This window comes from Microtetraspora malaysiensis (genome assembly GCF_050947145.1).
Classification (GTDB): domain Bacteria; phylum Actinomycetota; class Actinomycetes; order Streptosporangiales; family Streptosporangiaceae; genus Microtetraspora_A; species Microtetraspora_A malaysiensis.
Genome location: NZ_CP191998.1, coordinates 6,111,474 through 6,126,525 on the forward strand (window position 1 = coordinate 6,111,474; position 15,052 = coordinate 6,126,525).

Here is a 15,052-nt window from a genome sequence, read left to right on the forward strand (position 1 = left end):
CGCACCCTCAGTCCAGGGTGCGGGTGCGGTCCCACGTCGACATGACGATGAGCGTCTTGGTGCCGGCCACGATCCCCGTGCGCCGGATGGCGTTGACGACCTGCTGCAGGTGATCGACGTTGCGGACCCGGAACCGCACGAGGGCGTCCGGGTCGCCGGCGATCGTGTAGTACTGCTGGACCTCCGGGACCTGACGCGCGATCTCCTCGATCTCCCGGGTGTCGGTGTCCCCTGTGAGGCGGATCTCGGTGAAGGCGTCGAGTTCGCCCACCGCTTCTTCGCTGACGAGCGCGACGTAGCCCTGGATGACCCCCTCCGCCTCCAGCCGCTCGATGCGCCGCGAGACGGGAGCTCCGGACAAGCCGACGCGTCGCGCGATCTCGCTGACCGGCATGCGCGCGTTGGTGCGGAGAAGCTCCAGGATCTGTCGGTCGATGCTGTCCATCACGCCTCTCGGAGTGCGAAAGAATGTGCCGCAATGCACGCAATTCTTGCGGATTGCAGTGAGATAGACGCACAGTATCAGCGTTTTGCGCGCATCTTGCGCTCATTGATTGCGTCCGGGATTCAGCTGTTGCGAGAGTGCTCCGCACGACGATTCAGGGAGCACCATGACCTCCGCGACTCCAACGACCGAGCCATGGTCGGTCCTCGACGCAGCGGGCAAACTGCGCCAGGACGACCGCATCCCGGCCGGCGCCGACGCCCTGGACCTGCAGGCCGCCTACCGCGACATGGTCCTGGCCCGCCGCGTCGACACCGAGGCGATCGCGCTGCAGCGGCAGGGTGAGCTCGGGCTGTGGCCCTCGATGCTGGGCCAGGAGGGTGCCCAGGTCGGCGCGGGTTCCGCGCTGCGGACGCAGGATGTGGTGTTTCCTACCTACCGCGAGCACGCGGTGGCCTGGTGCTTCGGCGTCGACCCGGTCCAGCTGCTGGGGCTCTTCCGCGGCACCACGATGGGCGGCTGGGACCCGCGGGAGCGCAACTTCAACCTGTACACCCTGGTCATCGGCGCCCAGACCCTGCATGCCGTCGGCTACGCGATGGGCATCGTGCGTGACGGCGACGTCGGCACCGGCGACCCCGACCGGGATCGAGCGGTACTGGTCTTCCTCGGCGACGGAGCGCTCAGCGAGGGCGAGACCAACGAGGCGTTCGTGTGGGCCGCCGCGCAGAGCCTGCCGGTGGTGTTCTTCTGCCAGAACAACCAGTGGGCGATCTCGGCGCCCTTCTCCGTGCAGAGCCGCGTTCCGGCGGCCGAGCGCGCCCGGGGCTTCGGCTTCCCGGGCGTGCGGGTCGACGGAAACGACGTCATCGCCTGCCACGCAGTGACCCAGGCGGCGCTTGCGAACGCCCGCGCCGGTGGCGGCCCGACCCTGATCGAGGCGGTCACCTACCGCCGGAACCCCCACACCACGTCGGACGACGACCTGCGCTATCGGGCTGGCTCGGAGAACGACGAGTGGGCGGCCCGCGACCCGATCGACCGGCTCCGTGCCCTCCTGACCAGCGGTGACTGCTCGCCGCAGATCGACGAGGCGTTCCTGGCCGACCTGGCCCGTGAGGAGGAGGAGCTGGCCGAGCGTCTACGCAGCGGCTGCCGGGCCCTCCCCGTGCCCGCGGCGGGCGACCCGTTCCTCCACACCCTCGAGAGCATGCCACGCGACCTCAAGCGGCAGATGGACGAGCACCTGGCCTTCGTGGCCACAGCCGAAGGAGACCACGCGTGAGCACCGCAATGGCACACGCCCTCAACGCGAGCCTGCGCGACGCGATGAAGGCCGACGACAAGGTAATCCTCATCGGCGAGGACATCGGCCGGCTCGGCGGCGTCTTCCGCATCACCGACGGCCTGCAGAAGGACTTCGGCGACGACCGCGTCGTCACCTCACCCCTGGGCGAGGCCGGCATCGTCGGCAGTGCGATCGGTCTTGCCCTGGCCGGGTACCGGCCGGTGTGCGAGATCCAGTTCGACGGCTTCGTCTTCCCGGCGATGAACCAGATCGTCACCCAGCTCGCGAAGTACCGCCACCGCTCCGAGGGCCAGATCTCGCTCCCCGTCGTCATCCGCATCCCCGTCGGCGGCGGCATCGGTGCGATCGAGCACCACAGTGAGTCGCCCGAGGCCTACTTCGCGCACACCCCCGGACTGCGCGTGCTCTGCCCGTCCGACGCACAGGAGGCCTACGACTTGCTCGGCCAGGCGATCCGGTGCAACGACCCGGTCATCTTCCTCGAGCCCAAGCGGTCCTACTGGTCCAAGGGCGACGTCGACCTGTCAGCCCCGTCGCTCGACATGGAGCGCGCCCGGATCGTGCGGCCCGGGGACGCCCTGAGCCTGGTCACCTACGGCGCCCTGGTGCCGGTCGCGACCAAGGCCGCCGAGGTGCTGGCGGAGGAAGGATGCGAGGTCGAGGTCATCGACCTGCGCTCCCTCTCGCCCATCGACGACGCCACGGTCGTCGAGTCCGTACGGCGGACCGGCCGCCTCGTCATCGCCCACGAAGCCTCCCAGACCTGCGGCATCGGCGGCGAGCTCGCCACCCGAGTGCAGGCCCAGGCGTTCTACGAGCTCGAGGCGCCGATCCTGCGCGTCACCGGCTACGACACGCCGTACCCGGCGAGCCGCCTTGAGGAGGACTGGCTGCCGAACATCGACCGGATCCTTGAGGCCTGCGACCTCAGCCTGAGCCACTGACACCATCCCGAGACGGCCCCATCCGTTCCGCCCGCAGGAGCACACCTTGACCACCGCGACTGCACAGACCTTTCTGCTGCCCGATGTCGGTGAGGGCCTCACCGAGGCCGCCATCGTCACCTGGCATGTCGCCGTCGGCGACACAGTCACCGTCAACCAGATCATCGTCGACATCGAGACCGCCAAGTCCGTGGTCGAGCTGCCCTCGCCGTACGCCGGCAAGGTCGTCGAGCTGCTCGCCGCCGAGGGCGAGACCGTGGCCGTCGGCTCGCCGATCATCGCCATCCGCACCCGCGACGCACAGGCAGCCGCTCCGGCCGATCCCGCCGAGGGCGAGGCCGGCGGGCCGGAGCCCAAGCTGCTGGTGGGCTACGGCGCCAGGGACGTCGTCCGCAGCCGGCGTCGCCGTGGCGCCGCCCCAAGCGGCGCGGCCGCCCCCGCAGCCACGCCATCCGCCGCTCCCGGCCGGGACAGGCCGCGGGCCAAGCCTCCGGTCCGCAAGCTGGCGAAGGCCCTCGGGGTGGACCTCGCCGCGGTCGCGCCGACCGGCCCGGACGGGACCGTCCTACGTGCCGACGTACTGCGTGCCTCGGAGTCCGGCGTTCGCCCCACGTCGGCGGAGCCGGCCCCGGCCATGGCCATCGGCTCGGAGACCCGGATCCCGATCAAGGGGGTGCGCAAGCACACCGCGGCCGCGATGGTCGCCTCCGCCTTCACCGCACCGCACGTGACCGAGTTCATCACCGTCGATGTGACGAAGACCCTGGAGCTGCGCGAGCTGGTCCAGCGACGCCGCGAGTTCCGCGACACCAAGCTCACACCCCTGGCGTTCGTCGCCCGTGCCTACCTCCGCGCCCTGGCCCGGATCCCGATGGCGACCGCGCGCTGGGACGAGGCCGCCCAGGAGATCGTCGTCCCCTCCGGCATCAACCTCGGCCTCGCCGTCGCCACTCCACGTGGCCTGATGGTGCCGAACATCAAGGGCGCGCACACCCTCGGCCTGCTCGACCTCGCCAGCGCGATCAACGAGCTCGCTGCCACCGCCCGCGCCGGCAAGACCACGCCGGAGGCGATGGCGGGCGGCTCGACGACAATCACCAACGTCGGCGTCTTCGGCGTCGACACCGGCACCCCCATCCTCAACCCGGGTGAGACGGCGATCCTGGCCGTCGGCGCCATCCGTCGGCAGCCCTGGGTCGTCGAGGACGCCGCGGGCGAGAGGATCGAGCCCCGATCGATCCTCCAGCTCGCGCTCTCCTTCGACCACCGCGTGCTCGACGGCGCCGAGGGCTCCCAGGTCCTCGCCGACACCGCCGCCCTGCTCGCCGAGCCCGGACTGGCGGTGCTGTGATGACGAACCAGGTTGCCGAACAGTTCTTCGACGACGTCCCGCGGAGAGCAACGACTCAGGGACCGTCCCCAAGACCTGGACGACGGTCCCATTGATCCGGCCCCGGACTCCTACCTCGGACACCAGGGGACAAGTAACCCTCGGAGGACGATACGTGGCTCGACGCCCCGAGCACCGAGCCACGTAGCCCTTCGGAGAACTCCCAGCTCAAGCCCTACTAGAGAAGCAGTACAGGCACGCTAAGGAGTACGGGGTGTGTCGACAGGCGGGATAGCGGGGCAACGGGTGCCGTGGGCAGGAGGCTGAGCGTCGATGAGGTAGCGGTCGGTCAGGTCAGCGATGCAGCGGCTTCTGTTGTAGCTGCCGTGTCCCCAGCCGTTGTAGGTGAGAAGGACAGAGGCGGGGATCTGCCTGGCTACATCGGTGGCGAACGCGTAGGGAGTGTTGGGGTCGTGCAGGTTGTTGACGAGCAGGATCGGCGGCGCCCCCGATATGCGGAAACGGTGCGGAGGATTGGTGAGGGTCACCGGCTTGCCCTGGCAGGAGGTCATCACGCTCCAGGCGAGCATTTGCCGGCGCATGTGCGGCGCGATCCGAGCCAGACGGCGCTCGGCCGCTGCCAGCGCTCCCGGCCCGTCGAGGGACAGCTGCCAGTCGGAGCAGAACACCTTCTGGTCATAACCTAGCCCCTGGCCGGCGTCCGGAGCGCTCTTGGGCGTTACGGGGCGTGACGGTTGTCGGCTCATGGCGGCGAGTATGGTGGCGAGCGAAGCCCAGTTGTCCGATCCCATCATGGCGAAATGGTGCTGGGTGTGATTAAGCAGGTACTGCGGGGTGATGCCGCTCGTCGGATCGTCGGGATCGGGCAGGGTGCCCGCCTCGGCTCGCGCATACAGCTGGTCGAAGACCGCCCCGACGTCCCTTCCATGCAGGGCGCATCCCGCGCTCGCGCTGCACCATGTGGCGAACTGGTTGAAGGAGTCCTCGCTTGCCGCTGCCATGGTGTCGAGGTAGCCCCGTACCCCCTGGCTGTGGTCCAAGTTGCTGTCCAGGGCCAGCGTGCGGATCCGGCCGGGGAACAGTTCGGCGTATTGCTGTCCGATCAGGGTTCCGTACGACACCCCCCAGTAGGTGAGCTTTCGGTCGCCGAGGGCCGCCCGGAGCGCGTCGACGTCCCGGGCGGTGTTACGGGAATCGATGTGGTCGTAGATCGCGCCGGTGTGGCTGCGGCAGTTCTCGGCCATACGCCGGTTGTAGCCGACCAGATCGGCGTACCCTCTCTGGGTGGCCGGATCGGTGGTCGGCTGTGGGCCGACCACCGCCATGTCGCAGGTGACAGGGCTGCTGCGGCCGACACCGCGGGGGTCGAAGGAGACAAGGTCGAAGCGGGCCCTGACAGCCGGTGAGAACACGTCCTTGTACGGGCCCACCACCGCATCCACACCGGAGGTGCCCGGGCCGCCCCAGTTCGTCACCAGTGAGCCGATGCGTGCCGCCGGATTAGTGGCCTTGCGTCGCGCGACGGCCAGTCCGAAAGTGGCCCCGTCCGGACGTGCCCAGTCGATGGGCAGTACGAGCGTCCCGCAATCGGCACTCGCGTCCTGAGGACACGGACGCCAGTCGATGTGCCTACCCGATGTGGCGGCGGCAGGGGAAGCCGGCACGGTGACCGCGGCAGCAGCGAGACTCACTACCGCCGCGGCACCTGCCAGGGGACGTCTCCAGGCAGGAGAAAGGCGGGGGACAAGCGACATCGGCGGGCTCCTTGACCAGGGTGATTGAGTACAGCTCCACCCTGCGGCCTGACATCCCGCCCCCGGAATCGGCATTCGTCGCCGACCCGATCAACCAAAGTCGACGAACCCAACGCCTTGATTCCGCCCTTGAGCACGCCTCCTCATGAGATGACAGTGGCCGGCCTGGACTGCAGAGTGCGATCCGGCAGGGCAGGCAGGGAGCCCGACCCGCTGACGCAGTGCGCCGGGCCAGAGTAGAAGGGAGCCTGGGATCGCGGCGGCCTCGTGCTCCATGTCGCGCTGCGTCAACCAGGGGTCAGTTCAGGTCGAGGCCGGCGTGGAACGCGAGTCTGGCTGCTTGGGTGCGGTTGGCGCAGTCGAGTTTGGTCAGCATCCGGGAGACGTAGGTCTTGATGGTGGCTTCGCTGAAGTGCACTCGTTCGGCGATCTGGGCGTTGGACAGACCTGCTCCGATGCACGCCAGGATCTGCAGTTCCCGCTCAGTGAGTTCGGCGATCTTCGCCTGGGCGTGGCGGCGGGTCGCCTGGTGTTGGGCGGATGCGGCGGCCAGCCGCTTGGTGGGGCCCGGTGACAGAACGGTGTGGCCACGGGCGGCGACCCGGATGAGGGCGATGAGGTCTTCGGGAGGGGTGTCCTTGAGCAGGAAGCCGGCCGCGTCCGCGTCGATCAACTGGACCACGTACTGGTCGAGGTCGAAGGTGGTCAGGGCGATGACTCTGGGCGGATCGGCCAGACGTGCGATGCGCTCGGTGGCGGTCAGCCCGTCCACACCCGGCATGTGCAGGTCCATCAGCACGACGTCCGGGGCCAGCCGTACGACCGACTCCACCGCCTCGGCCCCGTCGTGCGCCACGCCCACCACCGTCAGGTCCCGCGCGTCCTGCAGGATGATCCGCAGGTGCGCGCAGACCAGCCGGTCGTCGTCGACGATCAGCACCTTGGTCATGATCGTCCGCCTGCGGGCAGCGCCGCCGCCAGCTCGAATCCGCCATCAGGCTGCGATGCGGCGTGCAGGTGGCCGCCGACCAGGTCGATGCGCTGGCGCAGTCCCTCCAGCCCGGTGCCGCCCGTGCCCAGCTCGACATCGGGCCTGCGGGCGGAGCAGGTGTTGCGCACCGTGATGTAGATCCACTTGGCGTCATAGCGCACCCGAATGCGGACACTGGCTCCGGGAGCGTGCTTGTGCACGTTGGTGAGAGCTTCCTGCACTATCCGGTAGGCGGTGCGCCGTACAGCGGACTCCACAGGGAACGGCTCCCCGTCGGTGACCAGCTCTACGCCGATCCCGGCGGATCGGGAGTCGGCGACCAGTGCCGACACGTCCAGCACGTCGGCCTCGTCGTTGAGCGCGGTCCCCACCTGGTCCTGCGAGCGGAGCACCCCGACGAGATCTCGCAGCTCCTTCATCGCCTGCCTGCCGATCACTCGTATCTCCTCGGCCGCAGCCAGTACCTCCTTGTTGGGGGCACGGGTGCGCAGCGACGCCGCCTGCAGCACCATCAGGCTCACCCGGTGGGTGACCACGTCATGCATCTCCCCCGCCAGCCGGGCTCGTTCTTCCAGGCGGGCCTGATCGGCCCGGATCTCCTGCTCGGCCTCGGCCCGCTCGGCCCGCTCGGCCAGCGCCTGGATCAGCCGCCGCCGCGACTTCTGGTAGAGGCCGAGCAGCACGGGGACCACCACGATCACCCCAACGCTCGCAACCGCGACGCCCACCATCTCGGCCCAGGTAGGGGCCCTCCCCCACACGGCCTGCGCGTAGTGCAGGTGGACGCCCACGGCGACCAGCAGTACGGCTCCGACGGCGGCCCATCCCAGCAGAGTGTGACGCCGGCCGTAAACGGCCAGGGCGTACAGGCTGAAGGGAAGCGCGAGCGGGGAGACGAACACTGCGGCCACCGAGCACACCAGGGCCACCGAGAAAGGGATGCGGCGCCGGAAGGCCAGCAACAGGCCGGCGATACCCGCGACGACGATGGCGGGCGCGTGCGCGCCCCGACCGGGAGACAACGGACTGGGTCCCAGCCTGAGCCCACTACCGACGATCGTGACCGCGGCCGCGAACCCGGTGTCGAACAAGGGGAAGCGAATCCGCGGCGTCCAGGACCACGTCACCATGTAAACGTTACCCGTTTCACTCGTGTGTGATCGCTGCCAGAACGTCCATCCGGCCCGCTGGGTCGGCCAGACGGCGGCAACCACACCGATCAACCCAGTCGGGACACTGCAGAGCGCGAGCGGGACCACCGGGACCATCAGAACGTCGAACCCAGACCGGCCAATCAGAAACTTTGATCCTAACCTCGATCTAAGAGGGCGTTTCGCGAGCGAATGCCCGAATTGCGAAGTGTGATCGCGTGAGTTTGTAGCGTTACGGCCGGTCGGTGGGCTTGGGCGTGCTGAGATGACCCGATAAGTGAGCGCAAGCCGTACCCGAGCGACTTATCCGACGAACGGTGGGCCCTGATTGAGCCCGTGATCATCTGAGCGAACCGAGCCAGCGATCATCCAGCCGTGGCGACCGTCGAGGTACGCCTGACATCGGCAACGGCTATCGGTGGCGCGATGAAGACAACCCCCGAGGTCCAGGGCAGCTCAGGTGGGGCTGCGCCGTACCCGCCAGATGGTGGCAGCGCCCAGCAGGATCGCGATGGCGAGCATCCAGCCCGCCTCGATGAACTGGAAGGGCCAGAACCGGCTCGCCGGTTGGTAGCTCATCACAGGCGAGTAGTGGTTCTGGGAGCTCCACAGGAGCCTGGCCGCGTTGCCCGCCGGGCCCTTGGCGGGCAACGCGGATACGGATTTGTCGGCGAGTTCGGCCATCTGCTCGTTGGTCAGTCGCTGCCCCTGCGGACCGACCCACCAGGTGTCGAGCTTCCACTCGTTGGTCGCGATCTGGATCGGCCCCTCCACCGCAGGCATGTAGTTCGCGCGCAGGGCTGGCGTCAGGATCATGATGACGGCCAGGGAGACAGCGAGGGCTACGGAGACCGCGGGCATCACCCGGCGGATGACGACGCCGGCGAAAGCTCCGACCGCGAGGCAGAACAGCAGATGGACGGCGAACATCAGCCCCATCGCGTCGAAGACGTTCATCCCCTCCAACCGGTTGTCGAAGCGCTCCTCCGGCCCGTACCACCAGGTGATGAGCCATCCGATCGCGAGGCCGACGACGGTCACCCCGGTCACGAGCAGCGCGAGTTTGACCCGCAGCCAGCGCATCCGCCCGCACGCCTGGGTCCAGGTGAACCTGAAGGTCCCCGTCTCATATTCCCTGGCGAGCAGCGAACCGCCGAGGATCGAGCCGATCAGGAGCGGCATGAACATGGCGACCAAGCTGGTCAGGCCGATCAGGTTGTCGTACTTCTCGCTGAAGGGGCCGAACCGCTGCTGGCAGGCGAACGTGTCGGCCTGGCAGGTGTCCATGGCCATGCTGTGCTCGTCGCCGCGCATGGCCAGCCCGCCGACCAGCAGGACGAGCGCGAGCGCGCCGACCATGGCCAGGCTCGCCACGAGGGCGGTGCGGTGCTGGCGCCAGGCCACCCAGGACAGCCCGCGCGTGCTCACCGGTGTGTCGATCACGGTCATGAGAACGTCGCCTCCTTGGTCGCATCGCTGGTCCGCGGGCCGGGAAGCGCGAACGCGTCGGGCTCTCGCAGGTAGGCCAGCACCAACTCCTCCAGCCCCACCGGCTCCTTGCGCCATCCCGGTGGTGTGGCGAGGGTCTGTCCCGTCGCGCGGATCAGCAGGTGTGTCTGGGCTGTGGCCCGCCGGTCCCGCACGACCGGCAGCGTCGCGGCGACCTGATCGGCCTGGGTGGTTGGCCCGACCAGCACGTGGTGCCCGGCCAGCAGGTCCTCGGTCTGGCCGGCGACCTGGACCCGGCCGCCCGCCAGCACGACCAGGTAGTCGCAGACCCGCTCCAGATCGGAGACGATGTGCGAGGAGAAGATCACCGACAGGCCGTCCTGTGCCACCGCGGTCATCAGCGCGGACTTGAACTCGTGCCTGGCCAGCGGGTCGAGGGAGGACATTGGCTCGTCCAGCACCAGCAGGTCGGGGCGCCTGGCCAGGGCCAGGGTGAGCGCGACCTGGGCGTGCTGGCCGCCCGACAGCCTGCCGATCTGGCGGGTGAGCGGGATGTCCAGCTCGGCCAGCCGGTCACGGGCTCTGGCCTGGTCCCAGCGCCGGTTCATGCTGCGCCCCATCCGCAGCATGTCGGCGACCGACAGGCCGCTGTAGAGCGCGGCGTCCTGATCCATGAACGCCACTCGATCCAGCGCTGGCAGAGAGCCTGCCGCGTTTCCCAGGACGCTGATCGCACCGGTGCTCTGCTTGGCCAGGCCGACCGTCAGATGTAGCAGGGTGGATTTGCCCGCGCCGTTCGGCCCGGCAAGCGCTACCACGTGCCCGGCCGGGATGGCCAGCGTGCAATCGCGCAGCGCCCAGGTCCCGCCGTATCGCTTGCCCAGCCGTGAGGTTTCCACTGCGTTCACGCCACCACCTCCTCATTTTCCGCGTGGAGGTCGTGGAGCGCGCTGGAGACCAGCGCGACGATGCCCTCCTCGTCCAGGCCCGCCGCGGTGGCGGTCCGCATCCAGCGCAGCAGGTCGCGCCGCAGCGCCTCCTGCTCGCGCAGCCCCACCATCGGGAGCGCGCCATCGACGAAGGTGCCCTGGCCGCGTCGCCCCGATGCCAGTCCCCTGTGCTCCAGCTCCCGGTAGGCCTTGAGCACGGTGTTGGGGTTGATGGCCAGCCCCGCGACCACGTCCTTGACCCGGGGCAGTTGGTCGCCCTGTTTCAGGTAGCCGAGCCGCAGGGCCTGCTCCACCTGCTGCACCAGCTGCAGGTAAGTCGGGACTCCAGAGCCGGGGTCGAGCCGGAACTCGATCGGTGAAGGTAGCTCTTTATCTACTTCCATAGTTAAAAAGGTAAGCGAGATGATCGTGAAATGTCAACGCGCCTCCTGAGGGGGCGGTTCGTGAGTTGATGTCCCTTTCGTCATTGGGGTTGGAAGAGGCGGGCTGGTCAGGGGGTCGGCTGCTGGGCTACGGGCGTGGCTGAGTGAACAAGCCCGGCTCGGTCTCGACGAGGATGCCGCGGCTGACTAGGCGTTTGAGCTTGGAGCGGATGTTCTCGGTGTTCTTCGACACGATGGGCAGGTCCAGGGCCTGGCACAGGTCGCGAGCGCGCAAAGGTCGGTTGACGTCGGCGAAGACGGTCAGAATCTGCTGGTAGGCGGGGTGGTCGGGCAGCGCGGGAGGTGGTGCGGCCGGCTCGGTGTCACATTCGCTGGCGAGTGAGACGAGGGTCTTGCGGGTGATCTGCAGGTGATCGATCGCCTGGTCGAGTTCGTGCAGCCTCGCGGTGAGTTCATCAATCCGGGCGCGTGTCTGTTCAGCCTCGCAGGTCAGGGCAGCTTCGCGTGCGTCGATCTTGTCCAGCAGCGGTCTGTACGTTTCAAGCAACAGATCCTTTACTACGCCCTACCTCTTGAGCTGGGCGAATGCATATTTGTAGCTTTCTCCGTGAATAAGCGCTCTCTCGATGACATTGGAGGTTTCAGCCCAATCGAAGCTTCGAAGTCTCTCCGAACAAGGAGGTGCGGGGCGGCCGTCTCGTCGCCTGGACCGCTTGAGAGAACCTGGCGAGCCCTACTTCGTCTGCGCGCAGAGCTGCGGAGTCAACCCCCAGGCGCGATCCCGGTTGACTCGCCGGGGCATAGCGAGATCAGTGATGATCATTTCCGTGCGCAGATCAGCCAGAGTCGGCGGTCATGTCACTGGAGGTCCTTTACGATTGAAGGTCGACGCCCGGGGAGCACTGATCCCGGTTAACCGGCGGTCTCGATGGAGTGAAAGCGCGAGCGATCACGGAGCTGACAGAGCGAAGCTGATCGAATTTACGGCATTAGCGCCGTTCGGAAACCTGCAAGTGCCTTTGTGAAACCGCAGGTCGCGAAGTGTCCTCCCCACGCCCGTGGGGGTGAGCCGCGACCTGCACCGCGGACGTGATCCCCTTCCACGTCCTCCCCACGCCCGTGGGGGTGAGCCGTCGTTCCATGTGACGAGAGCGCCGTGGACAAGGTCCTCCCCACGCCCGTGAGGGCGCCGTACGGCCTAATGGAAGCTACCGGGCCTGCTGTTCGGGCAGACTCGGTGCCTGGTAGCCGCTGGTGAGTGAGCACTTCCACGGCCTGGATCTCGAGTCCTAGGGCCTGTGCGGAGTTCGGATCTTCAGGCAGGCCGGAGGCTTCGGATCCACAAGATGGCTCCACGTAGATGAAGGCCGGCCAGATAGCTTTCAGGGGTCTTGTCGAACCGGAAGGCCAGCCCACGCCAGTCCTTGATCCGGTTGATACAGCGCTCAACCGTGTTGCGCTCCTTGTAGAGATCCGCGTCATGGCTGACCGGGCGGCCGCCACGCGAGCCGCGTTTCTTGCGGTTGGCCGCCTGGTCCGCCTTCTCGGGGATCACCGCCCGGATGTGGCGTCGGCGCAGGTAGGCGCGGTTGGCGCGAGAGGAGTACGCCTTGTCGGCGGCCACCGCGTCCGGGCGGGTACGCGGGCGCCCGACGCGAATGCGGACCTTGATACGGGCCAGCACGGCGTGAAACTGCGGGCTGTCTCCGGCTTGGCCCGGGGTGAGGACGAAGGACAGAGGGCGGCAGCGCCGGTCGGCGGACAGGTGGACTTTGCTGGTCAGCCCACCCCGTGAGCGGCCCAGCTTGGCTGCCGTCAGCCGGATCCGGCGCCGCAGTCGTAATCGCCGCTGTTCGCCTCGCTCCTCGTCCCCATCGTCGCCATCATGGGGGTTTTGCCCCTTTGACGACTCTGGTGGCTAATTCGATCAGGCGGCGAGGGTGAGTTCGAGTCGAGCGAGGTGGCTGGTGCGGGTGCGGTCCAGCGCATGGCCGTTCCACCAGGCATCCAGACGGATCAGGTTGAGTGCGACCGCGGAGAAGACGTGGTCGAGATGGACCTTCTTCAGACCCCGGTAGCGGGCCCGGCGCATCCCGGTGACCGCGACAGCTTGATGCATAGTGCCCTCGACTCCCGCGCGGAGAGCGTATTTGGCCTGCCAATCCTTGGTGTTCTGCTCGCTGCGCGCTTGATCAAGGGCTCGCTGCAGCTCACGCGGACGCAACGTGAGCTGACGGCCACCCTTCCGCGCCGTGGTACACGAAGCCCGGACCGGGCATGCCCGACAGCTCTCGCCGGGGAACTTGACCACGATCGCCTCGGCACCGCGCTGGGTGCACGGGCTCCACGAGGCGCTGACCTGGCCCTGCGGGCAAGTGACCTGCTCGCTCTTCCAGTCGACCGTGAACGCGGTGCGGTCGAACCCTGCACCGGCACGGGCCTGCGAGGAGTGATCGAGCAGGACCGGGGTGATCAACGCCAGGCCGTAGACCGTGCGAGAGGTGACCAGCAGCTCCGCGGCGGCGTACCCCGAGTCCACGTAGTGCTCGGCCGGCAGCAGGCCGCGCCGCCGCAACGCCTGGTGGATGATGCTGGTCATCGCCACGTCCGGCACGGTCGCGTCCGTGGTCGACACGTTCGTGATCAGGTTGGGCGGGAGGCGATCCTCCCCGTTCTCCGGCTCCTCGCTCACCGGGTCTGTGTTGCCCGGGTCCCTGTTCGTGACATCGCGCCCGTCGCTTGCCTCCATCGAGTGGGAACTGCCGGCCGAACTGCGGGCCATGGTGTGGCAGGTCTCGCTGATGTGGACCTTGAAGCCGTTCCAGACGAGGTCATCGCCCTTGGCCGCCCAGCGGGCGTCGGTGTCATACGGGGAGGTCAGACGCCATCTGCCCGGCGGCAGTCCCTCTCCGCCTTCATCGAGTGCCTGCCGCCTTTTGACCACCTCCCGCCCGTCCTTGCCAGTCACCCGGGTGTAGTTCTGGATCAGCATCACCCGCAGCGCCTGCACGGCGGGCAACTGCCGCAGCCAGGGTGGGGAGAACGGCGCATAAACGGCTTCCACCAGCGCATATCCGTCCGCGCCGTACGCGAGGGCGAGTTCGGTTCGCTTGGTGGCCGAGGTCGGCAGCCGCCAGGAGTCCACCCGGGCGTGATACCGCCGCGACCAGCCGCCCACCTCCAGCACCTGCTCGACCCAGCCCGCAGCCGCCGCGGCCAGCGCCTCCAGCGCCGCCCGCACACACTCACCCGCCAGCTCGATCCGGTTCAGATCCCGCACCGCACTGATCACATGCGTGGAATCAGTTCGCTGCATACCACCAGCCTTCACCAGGCCCTTTGCGGCCAGCCTGGCCAGCAGCAGATCCAGGACCCTCTCCTCCAGGCCGTGCTCGGCCACCCGGGTACGGAACTCACTCAGCACGGTGTGGTCGAACCCGGGATCGTCCAGCTCCAGCGATAGTGCGTACTTCCAGTCCATCGCGTACTTGGCCCGGTCAGCGGCGGCCCGGTCGGTCAGGTTCTCCACCTTCTGCAAAACCGTGACCAGCGCGAGCAAGCCCGGGGAGAGGCCCGGGCGGCCCCGCGTCCCGAACGCTTCAGCGAACTCGGCATCGGCAAACAGTTCGCCTAGCTCATCTCGAACCCGCATGGCCAGCGGATACGCGCCCTTCGCCGAGGCCGCGCGCGCCACCCGCGCGGTCATCTCCGGAATCTGCGGCCACGGCTGCGGCTGCATCGACACGACTGCTCCATATTCGCGGCCGGGACGGGGGAACAGCCGCACACCGCATGATCCCGGCCAGACAGCCCCAGATCATCAACATCCGCCCGTGTGTCACAAATTAACCACCAGGGTCTTTGACGAAGCCCCTTTTCCTGCTCGGCGGCCTCCACCAGCGCCGTGACCAGCTCGCCGTCCAGGGCCATCCCGGCGGCGTGGTGGTGGGCACGGGCCGTGGTGGAGTCCACGCTGACCAGGCCGAGGTCGGCCTGCCCCTGGGCCGCGGCTTCGGCGATCACGGCCTGCATCAGGTGCTCGAAGACGCCCGCCGTCGCCCAGGAGCGGAACCTGTCATAGACGGTGGACCACGGCCCGTACTCGGCGGGCAGATCCCGCCACGGGCTGCCGGTGCGAAACCGCCACATCACGGCGTTGAACTGCTGTCGCAGGTTCGGGATCGGGCCTCGCTCACCCAGGGGCAGGTGAGGCTCGATCAAGGGCCATTCCTCGTCGGTGAGGTCTCCACGCGCCATGGCGATGGCCTATCAGCATCAGAGACCGAGGCGCAGGCGAATCCTTCTGATCTCAACTCCGTACAGCC

Annotated in this window: 13 protein-coding genes and 2 pseudogenes; 4 read left to right on the plus strand and 11 right to left on the minus strand. The window is 68.1% G+C overall.

Going from position 1 to position 15,052, the window contains the following annotated elements:
- Positions 1 to 7: 7 nt before the first annotated feature.
- Positions 8 to 445 (minus strand): Lrp/AsnC family transcriptional regulator, encoded by a 438-nt coding sequence (locus ACQP1V_RS28790; RefSeq protein WP_433413187.1) that lies wholly within the window; start codon positions 443 to 445, stop codon positions 8 to 10.
- 166 nt (positions 446 to 611) lie between these two features.
- On the opposite strand from ACQP1V_RS28790, the gene ACQP1V_RS28795 reads away from it, so the two are divergent.
- From ACQP1V_RS28795 to ACQP1V_RS28805, 3 genes are read left to right on the plus strand one after another with little or no spacing between them, the layout of a single operon-like run.
- On the plus strand, positions 612 to 1,730 hold the full coding sequence (locus tag ACQP1V_RS28795; RefSeq protein ID WP_433413188.1) for a thiamine pyrophosphate-dependent enzyme: 1,119 nt from the start codon (positions 612 to 614) through the stop codon (positions 1,728 to 1,730).
- 8 nt (positions 1,731 to 1,738) lie between these two features.
- Entirely contained in the window at positions 1,739 to 2,698 is a 960-nt protein-coding gene (locus ACQP1V_RS28800) for an alpha-ketoacid dehydrogenase subunit beta (protein ID WP_433425973.1), read from the plus strand.
- Between the two features lie 46 nt (positions 2,699 to 2,744).
- Entirely contained in the window at positions 2,745 to 4,049 is a 1,305-nt protein-coding gene (locus ACQP1V_RS28805) for a dihydrolipoamide acetyltransferase family protein (protein WP_433413189.1), read from the plus strand.
- A 239-nt stretch (positions 4,050 to 4,288) separates the two neighbouring features.
- Here the strand turns inward: ACQP1V_RS28805 and ACQP1V_RS28810 are convergent, their stop codons facing one another.
- The 3 genes from ACQP1V_RS28810 to ACQP1V_RS28820 all read right to left on the minus strand — a co-directional run bounded on the left by ACQP1V_RS28810 (position 4,289) and on the right by ACQP1V_RS28820 (position 7,921).
- Positions 4,289 to 5,524 carry an alpha/beta hydrolase gene (locus ACQP1V_RS28810; RefSeq protein WP_433413190.1) on the minus strand — a complete coding sequence of 412 codons (1,236 nt, stop codon included), beginning with the start codon at positions 5,522 to 5,524 and terminating at the stop codon, positions 4,289 to 4,291.
- 577 nt (positions 5,525 to 6,101) lie between these two features.
- Positions 6,102 to 6,752 (minus strand): response regulator, encoded by a 651-nt coding sequence (locus ACQP1V_RS28815; protein ID WP_433413191.1) that lies wholly within the window; start codon positions 6,750 to 6,752, stop codon positions 6,102 to 6,104.
- Positions 6,749 to 7,921: a sensor histidine kinase gene (locus ACQP1V_RS28820; RefSeq protein WP_433413192.1), complete on the minus strand. Its 1,173-nt coding sequence runs from the start codon at positions 7,919 to 7,921 to the stop codon at positions 6,749 to 6,751. Before ACQP1V_RS28820 ends, ACQP1V_RS28815 begins: the two co-directional genes overlap by 4 nt.
- 297 nt (positions 7,922 to 8,218) lie before the next feature.
- On the opposite strand from ACQP1V_RS28820, the pseudogene ACQP1V_RS28825 reads away from it, so the two are divergent.
- Positions 8,219 to 8,287, plus strand: a pseudogene (locus ACQP1V_RS28825) (transposase); the annotation flags it as partial.
- Positions 8,288 to 8,401: 114 nt separating this feature from the next.
- Here ACQP1V_RS28825 and ACQP1V_RS28830 read toward each other — a convergent pair.
- The 7 genes and pseudogenes from ACQP1V_RS28830 to ACQP1V_RS28860 form a co-directional block, all read right to left on the minus strand.
- The gene (locus tag ACQP1V_RS28830; RefSeq protein ID WP_433413193.1) at positions 8,402 to 9,394 is read right to left on the minus strand and encodes an ABC transporter permease subunit; all 993 of its coding nucleotides are present in this window, start codon (positions 9,392 to 9,394) and stop codon (positions 8,402 to 8,404) included.
- Positions 9,391 to 10,302, minus strand: a complete 912-nt coding sequence (locus ACQP1V_RS28835; RefSeq protein WP_433413194.1) for an ABC transporter ATP-binding protein — start codon at positions 10,300 to 10,302, stop codon at positions 9,391 to 9,393. The genes ACQP1V_RS28830 and ACQP1V_RS28835 overlap by 4 nt, the downstream gene beginning before the upstream one ends.
- Positions 10,299 to 10,727, minus strand: coding sequence for a GntR family transcriptional regulator (locus ACQP1V_RS28840; protein ID WP_358142659.1), 429 nt, complete (start codon positions 10,725 to 10,727; stop codon positions 10,299 to 10,301). The genes ACQP1V_RS28835 and ACQP1V_RS28840 overlap by 4 nt, the downstream gene beginning before the upstream one ends.
- 127 nt (positions 10,728 to 10,854) lie before the next feature.
- A complete protein-coding gene (locus ACQP1V_RS28845) occupies positions 10,855 to 11,274 on the minus strand; it encodes a hypothetical protein (protein ID WP_433413195.1) in 420 nt (139 codons plus the stop codon).
- A 768-nt stretch (positions 11,275 to 12,042) separates the two neighbouring features.
- Positions 12,043 to 12,576: pseudogene (locus tag ACQP1V_RS28850) on the minus strand (IS5 family transposase); the annotation flags it as partial.
- A 78-nt stretch (positions 12,577 to 12,654) separates the two neighbouring features.
- On the minus strand, positions 12,655 to 14,466 hold the full coding sequence (locus tag ACQP1V_RS28855; protein WP_433425761.1) for a transposase: 1,812 nt from the start codon (positions 14,464 to 14,466) through the stop codon (positions 12,655 to 12,657).
- Positions 14,430 to 14,984 carry an IS5 family transposase gene (locus tag ACQP1V_RS28860; RefSeq protein ID WP_433413196.1) on the minus strand — a complete coding sequence of 185 codons (555 nt, stop codon included), beginning with the start codon at positions 14,982 to 14,984 and terminating at the stop codon, positions 14,430 to 14,432. Before ACQP1V_RS28860 ends, ACQP1V_RS28855 begins: the two co-directional genes overlap by 37 nt.
- Positions 14,985 to 15,052: the final 68 nt, after the last annotated feature.